Source organism: Actinoallomurus rhizosphaericola (assembly GCF_024055675.1).
Taxonomy (GTDB): Bacteria; Actinomycetota; Actinomycetes; order Streptosporangiales; family Streptosporangiaceae; genus Actinoallomurus; species Actinoallomurus soli.
Genome location: NZ_JAMXMW010000003.1, coordinates 212,597 through 228,103 on the forward strand (window position 1 = coordinate 212,597; position 15,507 = coordinate 228,103).

Sequence of the window (15,507 nt, forward strand, 5' to 3'; positions counted from 1 at the left end):
GACGGAGGGCCCGACATGATCGAATTCCACCCCGTGACACGGCACATCGGCGCCGAGGTGACAGGACTCGACCTGCGGAAACCGCCGTCGGACGAAGAGGCCGCGCAGATCCGCCGTGGCCTGCTCGACCACCTGGTCCTGTTCTTCCGCGACCAGGAGATCACCGACGAGCAGCATCTGGCCTTCGCGCGGCGGTTCGGCACGCTGAACGAGCCGCCGATGAAGACGTCGGCCAGCGCCATCCACATCCTCGACCAGAAGGACCCCAAGGGCGAGGGCGGAGACTCCTGGCACAGCGACAACACCTTCATGCCGGTGCCTCCGATGGGATCGCTGCTGCGCGCGGTGATCCTGCCCGACGTCGGCGGTGACACCCTCTGGGCGAACATGTACCTGGCCTACGAGTCGCTGCCCCGGTCGATCCAGCGGCTGTGCGACGAGCTCGAGGCCGAGCACGACCTGACCATGTCGGTGACGAAGGCCATCGCCAAGGGGCACCGGCTCGACCTGGCGGAGATGCAGCGCCAATGGCCGCCCGTACGGCATCCGGTCGTGCGCGTCCATCCGGAGACCGGCCGCAAGGCGCTCTTCGTCAACCGCAGCTCGACCACCCGCCTCGTCGGCCTGGACGACCGGGAGAACGAGGCGCTCCTGCCGCTGCTGCAGGACGTCGTCCGGTCGCCGGAGTTCCAGGTGCGGCTGAAGTGGCGGGTCGGCACGCTGGCCTTCTGGGACAACCGCCCCACTCAGCACTACGCGGTCGCCGACTACACCCAGCGCCGCAAGATGCACCGGGTCACGATCAACGCCCCCGCCGAGATCGACGACGGCGTCCCCAAGGGCCCGCAGCGGGCCTGAGGCCCCGGGTCAGGGTTCCACCGCGGTCGCGTGCGCCGCTCCCGGCGCGAACGGCCGGGACGGTGCGAGGCGGGGCCCCAGGACAGGGGACGGCTCACCGTCGCCGGACCGCCGGGCGAGTTCGACCAGGGCGCCGGCCTGGGCCACCGGCGCCCACGCCGCGAGCAGGTTCATGGCGTCGGGGAGGGTCTCGGCGAAGACGTGCTCGACGACGTTCCCGGCGTTCCCCTCCAGCTGCAGCAGGAACTGCAGGGGCGGCTTCTCGCGGGAGTAGACCGTCAGCGTCAGCGGGGTGGCGGCGAACCCCTCGTCGCCGATCCGGCACCAGGCCTCGAACCCGAGCCCGGCCATCGCGGCGTACACGTCGCCGCCCTGCGGGTCACAGGCCGCCATCACCGGGTCCTCGCACTCGATCCACTCACCGTTGACCAGGCACCATGCGGGGACGGGCTCCATCGCGATCACAGCGTCACGGTAGGACGCCGCCGGGTCACTGGCGAGGACGCCACGCCATGGGCGTACGGCCGGCACGGGCGCGGGCCGGCCCGCGTTCCCGGCGAACGGCGCACCTCCGGACGGGTCACCGCGCCGGAGGGCCGGCCGCAGGCCCCTCCTCGGGACACCAGGAGGGAGGAACCGCCTCGGGGCGGTCCGTCTCACCGCTCACGGCGATGACGGGACGGGGAGCGCCCGGCCCGTCGGCGCGTTCCACCGGCCCGGTGACGCCGGAGCACCCGGCGTCCGGCGCGCTCCGCTCGGGCGGCCAGAGGTCGATGACGACGCCGCGGCACTCCTTGATCGCCTCGTCCAGGGCGGCGATCGCCTCGTAGATCTTCCGCGCGCCCACCTCGACCTCGACGCGCTCGCGAATGTGCCCCAGCGCGGCGTGCAGGTCCAGACCGACCTCGAAGAGACGGTGGATGAGCATGTCCACCCGCTCGTACGGCAGGGCGTCCTCGTCGCCGGCCGGCCGGGGCGCCGCACAGGAAGGGGGCTCCTCGCCGGGCGTGGCCGCCGGGTTCCCGGGGTTCCACCGCCTCTCAGCGCCGTTCACACGCCTCGCCCCCTTCGTACGGTCCGCCGGGGGCGGCACCGCAGATTTTGCCCGTTTGCTGGGGGATTGACGGTATTCACAACTCGTACCCACCGGACGACCGGATGCACCTCTTCTTTGTGGGTAGGGCTGTGATGAAAGGCCGCTCAAAGGCCCCCTCATCCGTGCGAGGTGGTCGTCGTGGGTTGGAGCCGTCAGGGCGTACGGCTGCCCTTCACCGATCGCGCCGAGGCCGGACGCCTGCTCGCGGAGGAACTCGTGCCGCTGGGGCTCGCCGATCCGCTCGTCCTCGCCCTGCCCCGTGGCGGCGTACCGGTCGGCCGGGAGATCGCCCGCCGCCTGGACGCGCCGCTCGGCGTCCTGGTGACCCGGAAGATCGGCTGCCCGGGCCAGCCCGAGCTGGGCGTGGGCGCGATCGCCGAGGGCGGGGAGCCCGTCTTCGACGCCGACCTGATGCGCAGGGTGGGGCTGACCCGGGCGGATGTGGAGGAGACCGTACGACGCGAGCGCGCCGAACTCGCGCGCCGTGTCGCGGCCTACCGGGGCGACCGGGCGTTGCCGTCCGTCAAGGACCGGAACGTCGTGGTCGTCGACGACGGCCTGGCCACGGGCGGTACGGCACGGGCCGCGCTCGCGGCGGTCCGGGCGGGAGAACCCCGACGGCTCGTCCTCGCCGTACCGGTCGGAGCAGCGCAGACGGTGAAGGCCCTCGCCCGCGACGCCGACGAGGTCGTGGTGCTGGCGGCCCCCTGGACGTTCCGCGCGGTGGGGCAGTGGTACGTGCGCTTCGACCAGCTGTCCGACGACGACGTGCAGAGGTTGCTCTGACGCCGTCCCCGCCGTGACGTGGGAGTCCGCGCCGCCGAAGCGGCCGCCGGCGCGCCGCTGCGGTGGTGTCCCGCGGCGGCCGTCCGGCCTCGTCGGCCAGTCCTCAGCGGTCGTACGTGCGCCTACACTGTTGATCGTGGGGCGGACGCGACCTGGACGTGCCGTCGCCGAGCGGGCGGGCGGCCGCACGGATGACGACCGAGACGGCGACCGTGATGGTGCCTGGCCCGGGTCATCCGTGCAGCGAGCCGGGCGCACTCGAGGAGGTCGCCCGGCTCTTGGGGGAATGGTCCGCCCGCCGCATGAAGGGGTGAAGCATCTGAGGTTTTCGGCGCTCTCGCCGTTCGGCCCGCAGTCGTCGGGCCCTGGTCGCGCGGCCGCGGGTAGCGGAGGAAACGCTACGCGGCGTTGGCGCGACGCATGCGACGGCGACGCTCGGAGGCGCGCTCGTCTTCGTTCAGGCCGCCCCATGTGCCGTACTTCTCGGGCCGGGAGACGGCGTAGTCAAGGCATTCGGTGCGCACGGGGCAGCGCATGCACACGGCCTTGGCCTTACGCTCGCGGATCTCACGCTCCGGCTGACGCTCGCCGTCGGGGCCGAAGAACAGGATGAGGTCCTCCCCCCGGCACTCGGCAGCGTCCTGCCAGCCCCAGCTGGGACGGGGGAGGTTTGCCTGCCGACGTACCTGAGCCATAGAACTACCACCTCGTAGCTTGCTGGTGAGCAAATTTCGGTCACGGGCGCTACAGCAGTAAGAAGCGCGCAAAATCTTGCAACGTCTTGAAGCGCCGTGATGTTCCCCGAGAGCCGCCGTGTCCCCTCGGGAACGGCGAATAGGGCCTCGGAGAGGCTACACGAGGGCCGCCCCGTTGAGAAGGGCCAGGTCCCTTTTAACATACGTGGCGAGGTTCTCCGAACACTCCGCGCCGCAGCCGCCGAGGTCCGCCCGCTCGACCCTGACGCGGTATCGCGCCTGGCCGGCGCGTACGACGGCGGTGTCTCCGACCATCGACTCGACCGCGACGCCGCCTACGGCGAGGATCCCGGTGTGCGCCCGCACGAAGTGCTCGGCGGCCTGCACCGGCTCGGGCAGGCCCGCACGTCCACGGTAGCGGTCGAGCACCACTTCTCCGTACCGGTAGGCCGTCGCGGCGGCCACCGCGCGCCGTTCGTCCAGGTCGCCGTAGTACAGACCGTGTGGGAGGCAGACGAGGTTGGCGGCGTAGCGGTCACCGCCGACATGTGTCGTTTCCCACACTTGTGATCCGAAGCGCTCGCGCAGGGCGCGGGCCAGCGGCGCGCCGGTCCGTGCGCAGCAGGCGTTCCGGCGGCCGTGTGCGCAGACGAGCAGAAGCGGATCCGCGACCGGCCCGCCGAACCCGGGAGGCCGCCCGGCCGCCACCGCCGCCAGGTCGAGGCCGGCCAGTTCCTCCGGGCGGGTCAGCTCCCGCCCTTCCAGCCAGGGTGTCACGGGCCGGCCGTCAGGGGCGCTGTCGCCGGAGAAACCGGTGTAGACCCACAGCGGAGGCGTCGGGCGTCTCCCGCGCGGGGCCCGGATGAACTGGACGCGCACGCCGTGGCGTCCGGCCCGGCGAAGGACGTCGGCGACCGGCCCCGGCACCGTGGTGGCCTCGACGCGTTCGGCCCAGGGCCCCGGTTGCTCGATCAGCAGCCACGACCGCGCTCCGGTCGTGGCGCTGGCCAGGCACGGGCGCTCCCCCGTGTGACTTCCCGGACAGTGTGCACAGCGGTGGTCCGCCAAGGGGTCCCCTGTCGATCGGCCGTGTCGGAGTCGGCGCCGGTCATGGTCAGTGCCGTCGGGATCGGCGCTGGATCGCGACCGGCGCGGGTCGTGATCATCCACGCCCACCTTATTAGGTGAGACTAACCTAACCTCCCTCCGCTCGCTCCGTGGGTAAGGCGGGAAGAAGGCCCTGGTGAAGCCCTGGTTACGCGGACGTGAACTGCCGCAGGAAGTCCGAGCCCGCCCCGGATCGGAGGCGTGACCGCCGGTCCCGGCGTTCTAGAGTGTCGGGGTCCGCCCGCCCGGCGATCAACGCGCCGGCGCGGCCGGTGACCACCGACCGGGGACGGCCGCGCGCCGGTCCCCTCGAAGACCCGATGGAGTCGTGATGCGCTTGCCGGCGCTCGCAGCGGGCGCGGCCCTGCTGCTCGCCATGGCCGGCGACGGCACGCGCCCGGCGCCGAAGGCGCCGTCGGCGGCGCCTGCGATCGAGGCCGGCGCCTCGGGCTGCGGTACCGGCCGGATGCCGCTGCGGCCGGGCCCGCAGGTGCTGCCGCTGCGCAACGACGGCGACACGTCGACGAGCGTCACCCTGCTCGATCCTCGGACGGGCGCGGTCTACGCCGAACTGGAGGGCATGGGCCCCGGGACCGTCCGCTCGCTGCGGATCACACTCGGCCCCGGCTCGTACGCCTTCCGCTGCGCGCAGGACGGACCCGCCGACCCGGTCACCGGCCCCGTGACGCGGATCACCGGCGCCGGAGGCGGGACACCGGGGATCGTCCCGGTCTCCGAGAACGACCTGTACGCGCCGACCCGGGCCTACCAGACGTACGTCTCCACCGGCCTCGACCGCCTGGTCGACCGGACCGACGCCCTGCGGTCCGCCGTCGACGACGGCGACCTCGGCGCGGCACGGGCCGCCTGGACGCCGGCGCACCTCGCGTACGAGCGTCTCGGGGCCGCGTACGGCACGTTCGGCGACTTCGACGGCCGGATCGACGGCCTCCCTGCGGGGCTCGCCGGAGGCGTCCACGACGCGGGCTTCACCGGCTTCCACCGCGTGGAGTACGGCCTGTGGCACGGCGAGTCCGCCGCCTCGCTGGCCGGCGTGACCGACCGGCTCGCCCGCGACGTGCGCGCCCTGCGGTCTTCGTGGGCCGATGAGCGCATGGAGCCCGGCGATCTCCCGCTGCGCGCGCACGAGGTCCTGGAGAACACCCTGCAGTTCCAGCTGACCGGCGAGGCCGACCAGGGCAGCGGCACGACGCTGCGGACCGCCGCCGCCAACCTCGAGGGCACCCGGGAGCTCGTCGGCCTGCTCCGCCCGCTGCTGCGCCCCCGCTACGCGGGCCTGGCCGGCGTCGACGCGTCGATGGACCGGATGGACGCCCTGTTGAAGGGCCGCTCGTCGGTCGGCGCGCTCTCGCGCATCGACCGCGAGCGCCTGAACGGCGCCGCGGGAGACCTGCTCGAACGCCTCGCCCCGATCGCCACGATCTGCGCCCCCCGTCGTCGCCCCCAGGGAGCGGGATGATGCCCTCCGACCGCCGATCCTTCCTGCGCGGCGCGCTTGCCGCCGGCGTGGCCGGCGCCGTCGCCGGCCCCTCCGCCGCCCGTGCGGCCGGCGCCGTGACCGACATCGCCGCCGACCGGACCGCGGCGCGTTCGTTCCACGGCGTACATCAGGCCGGCATCCTCGAGCGGCCGAGGCGGCGGACCGTCGTCGTGTCGTTCGACGTCATCGCGACGGGCCGCGACGAGCTCACCGGGCTGTTCCGCACGCTCACCGACCGCGCCCGCGCGCTGACCGCCGGAGGCACGCCCGTGGACGCCGGGATCAGCGCGCCGCCCGCCGACTCGGGGGTGCTCGGGCCCGAGGTGCCCGGCGGCGGGCTGATGATGACGGTCGGGGTCGGCGCGTCCCTGTTCGACGACCGGTACGGACTGGCGGCGCGGAAGCCGCCCGGCCTGACGCCGATGCGGACCTTCCCCAACGACTCGCTCGACCCGGCCTGGTGCCACGGCGACCTGAGCCTGCAACTGTCCGCCGACGACGAGGACACGGTCGTGCACGCGCTGCGCGACGTCGCCCGGCACACGCGCGGCGGCATGCAGGTGCGGTGGCGGATCAACGGCTTCACCAGCCCGCCGCGGCCCAGCGGCACGCCGCGCAACCTCATGGGCTTCAAGGACGGCATCGCGAACCCCGACGCGGCGGACGCGCGGGAGATGAGCCGTCTGGTCTGGGCCGCCCCCGGCACGACCGGCCAGGGCCGGAACGCGCCGGAGCCGGCCTGGACGGCCGGCGGCTCGTACGTCGTGATCCGGCTCATCCGGATGCTCGTGGAGTTCTGGGACCGGGTGGGGCTCGCCGAGCAGGAGCAGATGTTCGGCCGGGCACGGGACACGGGCGCCCCCCTCGACGGGAACCACGAGCTCGACGAGCCCCGGTACACCGCGGACCCGATCGGCAAGGTCATCCCGCTGACGAGCCACATCCGGCGGGCCAACCCGCGTACACCGCAGACCGCCGACAGCCGGATCCTGCGCCGCAGCTTCAACTACGACCGTGGCGTGGACGCGGTCGGCGACCTCGACATGGGGCTGGTCTTCAGCTGTTACCAGCAGGACATCGCCCGGCAGTTCGAGGCGGTGCAGACCCGGCTGGCGGACGAGCCGCTCACCGACTACATCCGGCCGTTCGGCGGCGGCTACTTCTTCGCGCTGCCCGGCGTTCGTGACGCCTCGGACTTCTTCGCCCGCGCCCTCCTGAGCTGACCGCCACACAGGCCCCATATGGGTCGAGCCGGTCATTCGCGGGACAGACGACCTCGAGATCGTATAAAGATCGTCTAAAGAGATTTTTTGGAGCCATGGCGTCCTGTTCACGCGCGCGTCATCTTACGTCAGCGTGATCGTCGTCGCGGCTCGATGGGATCCCGGCTGAGCCGGGACTCCCATCGGAGGACCGGTGTTTCACACCTTCAGGAGGCAACAGGATGGGTCCCGGAAAGTGGAAGGGCCGACGGTCCGCGGTGATCGCCGGATCGGTGGCCGCGGCCGGAGCGCTCGCGCTGGCCGCGGTGCCGAGCTGGGCGAGCGGCGGGCGGCATGAAGGCGCCTCGCTGACCGCGGCCGTGACGCAGGTCCGCACCGCCACGCCGATCAAGCACGTCGTCGTGCTCTTCGGTGAGAACATCTCCTTCGACCACTACTTCGGCACGTACCCGAAGGCGGCCAACACCGACGGCACCAAGTTCGTCGCCAAGCGGCACACGCCCCGCGTCGACGGGCTGACGCACAAGCTGCTCAAGGACAACCCGAACCAGTACAACCCCAAGCGCCTCACTCCCGCCCAGGCGATGACCTGCGACCAGGACCACGGCTACGGGTCCGAGCAGAAGGCCGTCGACAACGGCAAGATGGACGGGTTCGTCGAGCACACCGAGAAGGACAAGTGCACCGGCCAGCCCGTGCTGTTCGGCGAGCCCGGCCTGGTGATGGACTACTACGACGGCAACACCGTCACCGCGCTGTGGAACTACGCCCAGAACTACGCGATGAGCGACAACTCCTGGGACACGGTCTTCGGGCCGTCCACGCCGGGTGCGCTCAACCTGATCTCGGGCCAGACGCACGGCGGCTACGCCGTCGACCCGGTGACCCACAACAAGGTCAGCGACTCGTACGTCGTCCAGTCGCCGGACGCGAACGGCGTCGGCACGGTCATCAACGACCCGGACCCGGCGTTCGACGACTGCTCGGACAGCAACCACACGTCCAAGAACAACCTGGCCGTGATGACCGGGCAGAACATCGGTGACCTGCTCAACAAGAACAAGGTCACCTGGGGCTGGTTCCAGGGCGGCTTCCGGCCCACCGGCACCGCGAACGGCTACGCCGTCTGCGGCTCGGCGCACCCGAACGTCGGCGGCATCAACGCCACCGACTACAGCCCGCACCACGAGCCGTTCCAGTACTACAAGTCGACGGCCAACGAGAAGCACCTGCCGCCGTCCTCGGTCGCCGCGATCGGCCGCACCGACCAGGCCAACCACCAGTACGACCTGAGCGACTTCGACGCGGCGCTCGCGGCGCACAACCTGCCCGCGGTGAGCTTCCTCAAGGCCGCCGAGTACCAGGACGGCCACGCCGGCTACTCCGACCCGCTCGACGAGCAGCAGTTCATCGTCAACACGATCAACAAGCTGCAGAAGTCGCCCGAGTGGAGCTCCACCGCGGTCGTCCTCGCCTACGACGACTCCGACGGCTGGTACGACCACAAGGCCCCGCGGATCCTCAACGGCTCCACGGACGCCGCGCAGGACACGACGCTGTGCGGCAAGGCCAAGGTCGCCGGCGGCTACCAGGACCGCTGTGGCCCGAGCCAGCGCCTCCCGCTCCTCGTCGTCTCGCCGTACGCGAAGGTCAACCACGTCGACCACCGCTACACCGAGCAGACGTCGGTGCTGAAGTTCATCGAGGACAACTGGGGCGTCGGCCGGATCGGCGACGCGTCGTTCGACCAGCGGGCCGGAAGCCTGAGCGGCATGTTCGACTTCCGTCACCCGCGCGCGGGCCGTCTGATCCTCGACCCGAAGTCCGGCGCCCCGGCCTTCCACTGAGCGGACGTCTCGTCCTCGGGGCTCCACGACCCCGGTCCCGGAGCCCCGAGTCCACCACCCTGGAAGCCCCCCGCCTCGGCGGGGGGCTTCCGCCATGTCCGGGGGGCGTCAGGACTCACGGCCTCATGGGCCCGGGGCGAGAGGCTCCACGGCTCAGGGCCCGCCCCCGTGGCCGGGCGAAAGACGTCAGGGCTCACGGCCCGCCCGCGGCTGCGCCGAGGGCCTCAGTGCTTACGGCCCGCCCGCGGCCGCGCGGAGGGCCTCAGGGCTCGCGGCCGGGGGCGGGGGCGTCGTCCTCCAGGCGGGCGCGCGAGGTGAACTCCCCCGGCCAGAGTTTGTCGATCTCGGCGTTCAGGGCCGCGCCGATCAGCACGGCCAGCGCGGTGACGTACAGCCAGGCGAGCACGGCGATGGCCGCGCCCAGCGACCCGTACACCGACACGGCCGTCGTGGAGCCGTCCAGGTAGAGCCGCAGCACGAGGCTGCCGAGCCCCCAGATGGCCATGGCCGTGACCCCGCCGGGAATCTCCCGCCACCAGGCCGTCCGTACGGGGACGCTCAGGTGGTAGAGCAGCGCCAGGAAGATGACGGCGACGATGACGAGGATCGGCCAGTAGAGGATCCGCACGACCACGGCCCCGGCCGGGACCCAGTGCAGGACCAGGGTCGGCCCGGCGACCAGCACGGGGATGATGACCAGTCCGACGCCGATCCCCGCGAGGTAGAGGAAGAACGCGCGCAGGCGGGTACGGATCACGCCGCGCACGCCGGACAGGCCGTGCGCGATCGTGATCGTGTCGACATAGACGTTCAGCGCGCGCGAGCCGGCCCACAGGGAGATCAGGAAGCTGATCGAGACGATCCCGACCTGGCCGCCGCGCAGCACCTCGTCGAGCAGCGGCTCGACGACGGACTTGACGGTCTGCTCGGTGAGCACCGTCTGGGCGCGGTCCAGCACCCACTCACGGGTCTCGCTGATCGTCGTCGCGCCGAGCAGGTTCCGGAAGTGCCCGAGCAGGCCGATCAGGCCGAGCGCCAGGGGCGGCAGCGACAGGAGGGTGAAGAAGGCCGCCTCGGCGGCCAGCCCGGTCACCCGGTAGCGGAACGCCGACAGGGTCGTGCCACGGACGACCTGCCAGGCGGCGGAACGCATCCGTGCGACGGCGGACGGCCCGGAAACGCCCGTCGAGGCATCGGAGGCGGTGGTCATGGGGCTCTACCGTAGGGGCTGATACGCCCGGTGTGCGGCATGACGCTCATCTCGCCGATCGCCTCCGGCCGGTCGCCCCGGACCCGGGCCGGGGCCGGAGATCCCCGTCCGGAGCGGGGATACGAAGGCTCCTCCCTGAGATGACCCGGTCGGAGCGGCGGACGCATCACCTAGCTGTGACGATCATCACATCTCAGGCGAATCGGCCGGGCGGCCGACCGCTGCCGGGTGGCCCGGCGAACGCCTGCGCGATGCTCATCCACTCCTCCGCGACCGGTCCGGCGACCGTGAGGCCGACGTCGGCGCGGTTCCGTCGCTGCGTCACGAGCAGGCAGAAGTCCAGCGCCGGGCCGCGCACGACGTCCGCGGCGTCCTCCGGGCCCGCGGTCCACACGTCGCCGCCGGGAAGCGTGAGCTCGACGCGCACCGGCGCCTGCGGCGCCGGCCTGCCGCGGACGACGAAACTCCACGACAGGGTCCGCACACCGATCTGGGCGACGTGGCGGAGCCGGTCGGTGGGCTCGCGCCGGACGCCGACGGCGTCCGCCACGTCCTGGCCGTGCGCCCACGTCTCCATCAGGCGCGCCGTCGCGAAGGAGGCCGCGCCCATGTCAGGGCCGTACCAGGGGATCCGGGCCTTCGGGTCGAGGACCGTCAGCGCCTCGATCATGCGGCCCCGGGCGGTACGGAACCACTCCAGGACCTCGTCGCCGGGCATGGAGCGCCGCTCCTCCACGATCCGGTCGGTGTCGAAACCCTCCTCCACCAGCCGGCGGACCTCCTCGCGGAAGGCGCCGGGGTCCGTCACGGCGCGGACGGCGGCCTCATCGAACCAGGCCAGGTGGGTCACCTGGTCGCGTACGGTCCAGCCCTCGGCGGGCGTGGGCAGGTCCCAGGCGTCCGGTCCGAGGAGGCGTTCGAGGTCGCCCGTCTCCTCGCGCAGGTCGGTGAGCAGTCGATCCATCGCCACGGCCACGCGCCACAGCGTACAGAACGGAGTTCGGTCGCGCCCGCTCCCGGCGCCGGCGATGAGACGGCGCCGAGTGGGCACAATGAACACGTGATCTGCGAAGCGTGTCGTGAGCGGCGGCACGGCGAGTGCCGCGGCGGCACGTGGTGCGACTGCCAGCACCTGCCGCCCGAAGCCGATGCCCCCGAGGAGGGCCCCGCTCCCGCCGAGGGCACCGAGCCGGACATCAACTGGCTCCGGCAGGGCTGAGGTGCGGCCGCCCGTCCCCGAGCCGTACGGCCACCAGGCCCGGCCTTCCGTCCACGGATCACGTGGCCGCCCGCCGATGGCTTGGTCGCCTGTCCACGGACCAATGCGACGGACGTCCGCATTCCGGACATGGTTGGACAGTCATCGAACCACATGTCATCATCGAGGCATGGCTGCTGCGGATCCGTTGCTGGTTATGCGCCGGCACGTCGACTATCTCCGCGTGGGCAGCGCGATCTGTCGCTGACACCTGACCACCGCCACTGCCTCACGGGCGCGCGGTATGCCGGTGTCATTCCCCACACAGCTCAGCGTTGAGCCAGCAGTGCGATCTGCCGGCGTGCTTCGCGTCCCCCACGACCACGGAGGACGCGCACGATGCCATCCCGTACGCAGCGGAAACGGGGCGAGGGCCAATGGGCCCTGGGCTACCGTGAACCGCTCAACAAGAACGAAGAGAGCAAGAAGAACGACGACGGCCTGAACGTCCGCCGTCGCATCATCGACATCTACGCCAAGGGTGGCTTCGACTCCATCGACCCCGCGGACCTGCGGGGCCGGTTCCGCTGGTACGGCCTGTACACGCAGCGCCGGCCCGGCATCGACGGCGGCAAGACGGCCGTGCTTGAGCCCGAGGAGCTCGACGACCGGTACTTCATGCTGCGCGTCCGCATCGACGGCGGCCGGCTGAACCTCGACCAGCTACGGACGATCGCCGACGTGTCGTCGAAGTACGCCCGGGGCACCGCGGACATCACCGACCGGCAGAACATCCAGCTGCACTGGGTCGAGATCGAGAACGTCCCGGCCATCTGGGAGGCCCTGGAGGCGGTCGGGCTGCACACCACCGAGGCCTGCGGCGACACGCCGCGCGTCATCCTCGGCTGCCCGCTGGCCGGGATCGACGCCGACGAGGTCATCGACGCGACGCCGCAGCTCCGCGAGATCCACGACCGGTACATCGGCAGCCCGGACTTCTCGAACCTGCCGCGCAAGTTCAAGACGGCGCTGTCCGGCTGCACCGCCCAGTGCACGATCCACGAGATCAACGACATCGCGTTCGTCGGCGTGGTCAACGACGAGGGCGAGGCCGGCTACGACGTCTGGGCGGGCGGCGGCCTGTCCACGAACCCGATGTTCGCCAAGCGGCTGGGCGCGTTCGTCCGGCCGGAGCAGGTCCACGAGGTCTGGGCGGGCATCACCGGGATCTTCCGCGACTACGGTTACCGCCGCCTCCGTCACCGCGCCCGGCTCAAGTTCCTGATGAACGACTGGGGCCCGGAGCGCTTCCGCGAGGTCCTGGAGAAGGAGTACCTCGGGTACGCCCTGGCGGACGGGCCGGCGCCCGGTGGCCCGCGGGACCAGCGCCGGGATCACGTCGGCATCCACCGGCAGCGCGACGGCCGGTACTACGTCGGCTTCGCGCCGAAGGTCGGCCGGATCAACGGCGACCTGCTGCACGTCATCGCGGACCTGGCCGAGGAGTACGGCTCCGGCCGGGTGCACACGACGACCGAGCAGAAGATGGTCATCCTGGACGTTCCGGAGGACCGGACCGAGGAGCTGGCCGCCGAGCTGGAGGCGCACGACCTGCGGGTCCGCCCGTCGACGTTCCGGCGCCAGACGATGGCCTGCACCGGCATCGAGTACTGCAAGCTCGCCATCGTCGAGACCAAGCAGCGCGGCATGGACCTGATCGAGGAGCTGGAGCAGCGCCTGCCGGACTTCGACGAGCCGCTGACGATCAACATCAACGGCTGCCCGAACTCCTGCGCCCGCATCCAGACCGCCGACATCGGGTTGAAGGGCCAGCTGGTCACGGACGCGAACGGCGAGCAGGTCGAGGGCTTTCAGGTCCACCTGGGCGGCTCGATCGGCGGCGAGTTCGGCAAGAAGATCCGCGGCCTGAAGACCACCGCCGAGGAGCTGCCGGACTACGTGGAGCGGGTGCTCCGCAACTTCCAGCAGGGCAGGAACGACGGTGAGTCCTTCGCCGCCTGGGTGCAGCGTGCCGAGGAAGGTGAGCTGAAGTGACCGAGAGGGCCGTTCCCTTCTACTGCCCCTACTGCGGGGACGAGGACCTGGAGCCGTACGAGAGCGACGGCGGCTGGCACTGCCGCGCCTGCACGCGGGCGTTCCGGCTCCGCTTCGTCGGGTTCGGCGCGCTGAGCTCGGCCGGCGCTCCCCGGCGGGAGGGCTCGGCATGACGCTCCTGTTCGAACGCCCCACCGCCGCGCTCGACCTCACCGACATCGTCGAATCGGCCGCCGACGCGCTCGAGGAGGCGTCCGCCGAGGAGATCGTCCGCTGGTCGATCGCGACCTTCGGCGACCGGATCTGCGTGACGTCGTCCATGAAGGACGCCGTGCTGGTCGACATCGCCTCAAAGGTCCGGCCCGGGATCGACGTGCTGTTCGTCGACACGGGCTACCACTTCGCCGAGACGATCGGCACCCGCGACGCGGTCGAGGCCGTCTACCCGGTGAACGTGGTGAACGTCACCTCCTCCCGTACGGTCGCCGAGCAGGAGCGCGACCTCGGTCCCCGGCTGTACGGGCGGAACCCGGACCTGTGCTGCCACCTGCGCAAGGTGGAGCCGCTGAACCGCGCGCTGGAGCCGTACCTCGCCTGGATCACCGGGATCCGGCGCGAGGAGACCTCGCACCGGCGCGGCGCGCGCGTGGTCGAGTGGAACGCCGCGCGCGGCAAGGTCAAGGTCAACCCCCTCGCCCGCTGGACCCAGGACGACCTGCACGGCTACATCGAGGAGCACGGCATCCTGGTGAACCCGCTGCAGTACGACGGGTACCCCTCGATCGGCTGCGAGCCCTGCACCAAGCGGGTCGCGCCGGGTGAGGACCCGCGCAGCGGACGCTGGGCCGGCACCGGAAAGACCGAATGCGGCATCAACCTGTGAGAGCCGGGCGATCCGGGGGCGGCGGGGCGGTCCCCCTGGTCGCCGTGGCCCACGGAAGCCGGGACTCGCGGGCGGCGGCGACGGTCGAGGAACTTCTCGATCTTGTACGCCGTTCCTCGGGGGTGCGGGTCGTGACCTCGTATCTCGACCACGCTCCCCCGGCGCCGGGGCAGGTGCTCGGTGGTCTCGTCGGAGAGGGGGCCGACGAGGCCGTCGTGCTCCCTCTCCTGCTCACCGCGGCGTACCACAGCAAGACCGACATCCCCGGGGTGCTGCGCGCGGCGCGGGCGTCTTATCCGCGGCTGACGCTGCACTACGGCGCCACGCTCGGCCCCCACCCTCTGATGACCGGCGCCCTGGAGCGGCGGCTCGCCGAGGTCGGCGTCCGGCCGGACCCGGAGACGGCCGTCGTGCTCGCCGCCGCCGGCTCCAGCGATCCGGCGGCGAACGCGACGATCGGCCGGATGGCGCGCGGCTGGCGGGGCTGGCGCGCCGTCGTCCCGGCGTACGCCTCCGCGGCCCGTCCCACGCCCGCGGAGGCCGTGCGCGCGCTCTACGCGGCGGGAGCGCGGCGTGTGGTCGTGGCGTCCTATTTCCTGGCCCCGGGCTTCTTCGCGGACAAGGTGCGGGACGAGGCCCTGGCGGCCGGCGCCGTGGCCGTCTCGCCGGCTCTGGGCGCCGTCCCGGAGCTGGCGGAGATCACCGCGCAGCGCTACCGGGAGGCCCTCCTCAACGCCGGTCCCGTCGCGGTCGCGGGCTGAGCGACCAGCGCGGCGGGTATCTCCTCCCGGCGCCGCAAAGCCTTGTGCCGTCAGGCTTTGCGATTGATCGCCATTTCGGCGATCTTTATCGAGGCGCAAATTCGATCATTCGGAACCGATCATTAGACGATCTTTTAGCGATCATCTATTCCGGCCCGCGATGTGAGCCATGTCGCAAACATAGGTATTTGGTCGGCCGATATTTGTCTGCTATGTTCCCACTAAGTCCGGAGGGACGCCCCCCATGCGCCTCCCGGACATCCGCCGGCGGCGGCCGGCCCACCAGC

16 protein-coding genes are annotated in these 15,507 nt (G+C 71.7%); 10 read left to right on the forward strand and 6 right to left on the reverse strand.

The window, feature by feature from the left end:
- Positions 1-15 precede the first annotated feature (15 nt).
- Positions 16-858: a TauD/TfdA dioxygenase family protein gene (locus tag NE234_RS08660; RefSeq protein ID WP_252778361.1), complete on the forward strand. Its 843-nt coding sequence runs from the start codon at positions 16-18 to the stop codon at positions 856-858.
- Between the two features lie 9 nt (positions 859-867).
- Here the strand turns inward: NE234_RS08660 and NE234_RS08665 are convergent, their stop codons facing one another.
- Complete coding sequence (locus NE234_RS08665) at positions 868-1,323, reverse strand: hypothetical protein (RefSeq protein ID WP_252778362.1); 456 nt, start codon at positions 1,321-1,323, stop codon at positions 868-870.
- Between the two features lie 115 nt (positions 1,324-1,438).
- Positions 1,439-1,912 (reverse strand): hypothetical protein, encoded by a 474-nt coding sequence (locus tag NE234_RS08670; RefSeq protein ID WP_252778363.1) that lies wholly within the window; start codon positions 1,910-1,912, stop codon positions 1,439-1,441.
- A 180-nt stretch (positions 1,913-2,092) separates the two neighbouring features.
- On the opposite strand from NE234_RS08670, the gene NE234_RS08675 reads away from it, so the two are divergent.
- Complete coding sequence (locus NE234_RS08675) at positions 2,093-2,740, forward strand: phosphoribosyltransferase (RefSeq protein WP_252778364.1); 648 nt, start codon at positions 2,093-2,095, stop codon at positions 2,738-2,740.
- A 398-nt stretch (positions 2,741-3,138) separates the two neighbouring features.
- Here the strand turns inward: NE234_RS08675 and NE234_RS08680 are convergent, their stop codons facing one another.
- Together NE234_RS08680 and NE234_RS08685 are read right to left on the reverse strand one after the other, a co-directional pair.
- The gene (locus NE234_RS08680) at positions 3,139-3,435 is read right to left on the reverse strand and encodes a WhiB family transcriptional regulator (RefSeq protein WP_252778365.1); all 297 of its coding nucleotides are present in this window, start codon (positions 3,433-3,435) and stop codon (positions 3,139-3,141) included.
- 156 nt (positions 3,436-3,591) lie between these two features.
- Complete coding sequence (locus NE234_RS08685) at positions 3,592-4,503, reverse strand: sucrase ferredoxin (RefSeq protein WP_252778366.1); 912 nt, start codon at positions 4,501-4,503, stop codon at positions 3,592-3,594.
- A 370-nt stretch (positions 4,504-4,873) separates the two neighbouring features.
- Here NE234_RS08685 and NE234_RS08690 point away from each other — a divergent pair, with 370 nt between their 5' ends.
- The 3 genes from NE234_RS08690 (at position 4,874) to NE234_RS08700 (ending at position 9,113) form a co-directional block, all read left to right on the forward strand.
- Positions 4,874-6,022 (forward strand): EfeM/EfeO family lipoprotein, encoded by a 1,149-nt coding sequence (locus NE234_RS08690; RefSeq protein WP_252778367.1) that lies wholly within the window; start codon positions 4,874-4,876, stop codon positions 6,020-6,022.
- Positions 6,022-7,266, forward strand: coding sequence for an iron uptake transporter deferrochelatase/peroxidase subunit (gene efeB, locus NE234_RS08695; RefSeq protein WP_252778368.1), 1,245 nt, complete (start codon positions 6,022-6,024; stop codon positions 7,264-7,266). Before NE234_RS08690 ends, efeB begins: the two co-directional genes overlap by 1 nt.
- Positions 7,267-7,487: 221 nt before the next feature.
- Complete coding sequence (locus NE234_RS08700; protein ID WP_252778369.1) at positions 7,488-9,113, forward strand: phospholipase C; 1,626 nt, start codon at positions 7,488-7,490, stop codon at positions 9,111-9,113.
- A gap of 262 nt (positions 9,114-9,375) precedes the next feature.
- Here NE234_RS08700 and NE234_RS08705 read toward each other — a convergent pair whose 3' ends face one another.
- Together NE234_RS08705 and NE234_RS08710 are read right to left on the reverse strand one after the other, a co-directional pair.
- Positions 9,376-10,323, reverse strand: a complete 948-nt coding sequence (locus NE234_RS08705) for a YihY/virulence factor BrkB family protein (protein ID WP_252778370.1) — start codon at positions 10,321-10,323, stop codon at positions 9,376-9,378.
- Between the two features lie 193 nt (positions 10,324-10,516).
- Positions 10,517-11,299, reverse strand: a complete 783-nt coding sequence (locus NE234_RS08710) for a TIGR03084 family metal-binding protein (protein ID WP_252778371.1) — start codon at positions 11,297-11,299, stop codon at positions 10,517-10,519.
- Between the two features lie 84 nt (positions 11,300-11,383).
- Between NE234_RS08710 and NE234_RS08715 the strand changes: the two genes are divergently transcribed.
- The 5 genes from NE234_RS08715 (at position 11,384) to NE234_RS08735 (ending at position 15,220) form a co-directional block, all read left to right on the forward strand.
- Positions 11,384-11,542: a hypothetical protein gene (locus NE234_RS08715; RefSeq protein WP_252778372.1), complete on the forward strand. Its 159-nt coding sequence runs from the start codon at positions 11,384-11,386 to the stop codon at positions 11,540-11,542.
- Positions 11,543-11,920: 378 nt separating this feature from the next.
- Positions 11,921-13,576: a nitrite/sulfite reductase gene (locus tag NE234_RS08720; protein WP_252778373.1), complete on the forward strand. Its 1,656-nt coding sequence runs from the start codon at positions 11,921-11,923 to the stop codon at positions 13,574-13,576.
- Entirely contained in the window at positions 13,573-13,749 is a 177-nt protein-coding gene (locus tag NE234_RS08725; protein WP_252778374.1) for an Insertion element protein, read from the forward strand. Before NE234_RS08720 ends, NE234_RS08725 begins: the two co-directional genes overlap by 4 nt.
- Positions 13,746-14,459: a phosphoadenylyl-sulfate reductase gene (locus NE234_RS08730; RefSeq protein WP_252778375.1), complete on the forward strand. Its 714-nt coding sequence runs from the start codon at positions 13,746-13,748 to the stop codon at positions 14,457-14,459. Before NE234_RS08725 ends, NE234_RS08730 begins: the two co-directional genes overlap by 4 nt.
- Complete coding sequence (locus tag NE234_RS08735; RefSeq protein WP_252778376.1) at positions 14,441-15,220, forward strand: sirohydrochlorin chelatase; 780 nt, start codon at positions 14,441-14,443, stop codon at positions 15,218-15,220. Before NE234_RS08730 ends, NE234_RS08735 begins: the two co-directional genes overlap by 19 nt.
- The last annotated feature ends 287 nt before the right edge of the window (positions 15,221-15,507 follow it).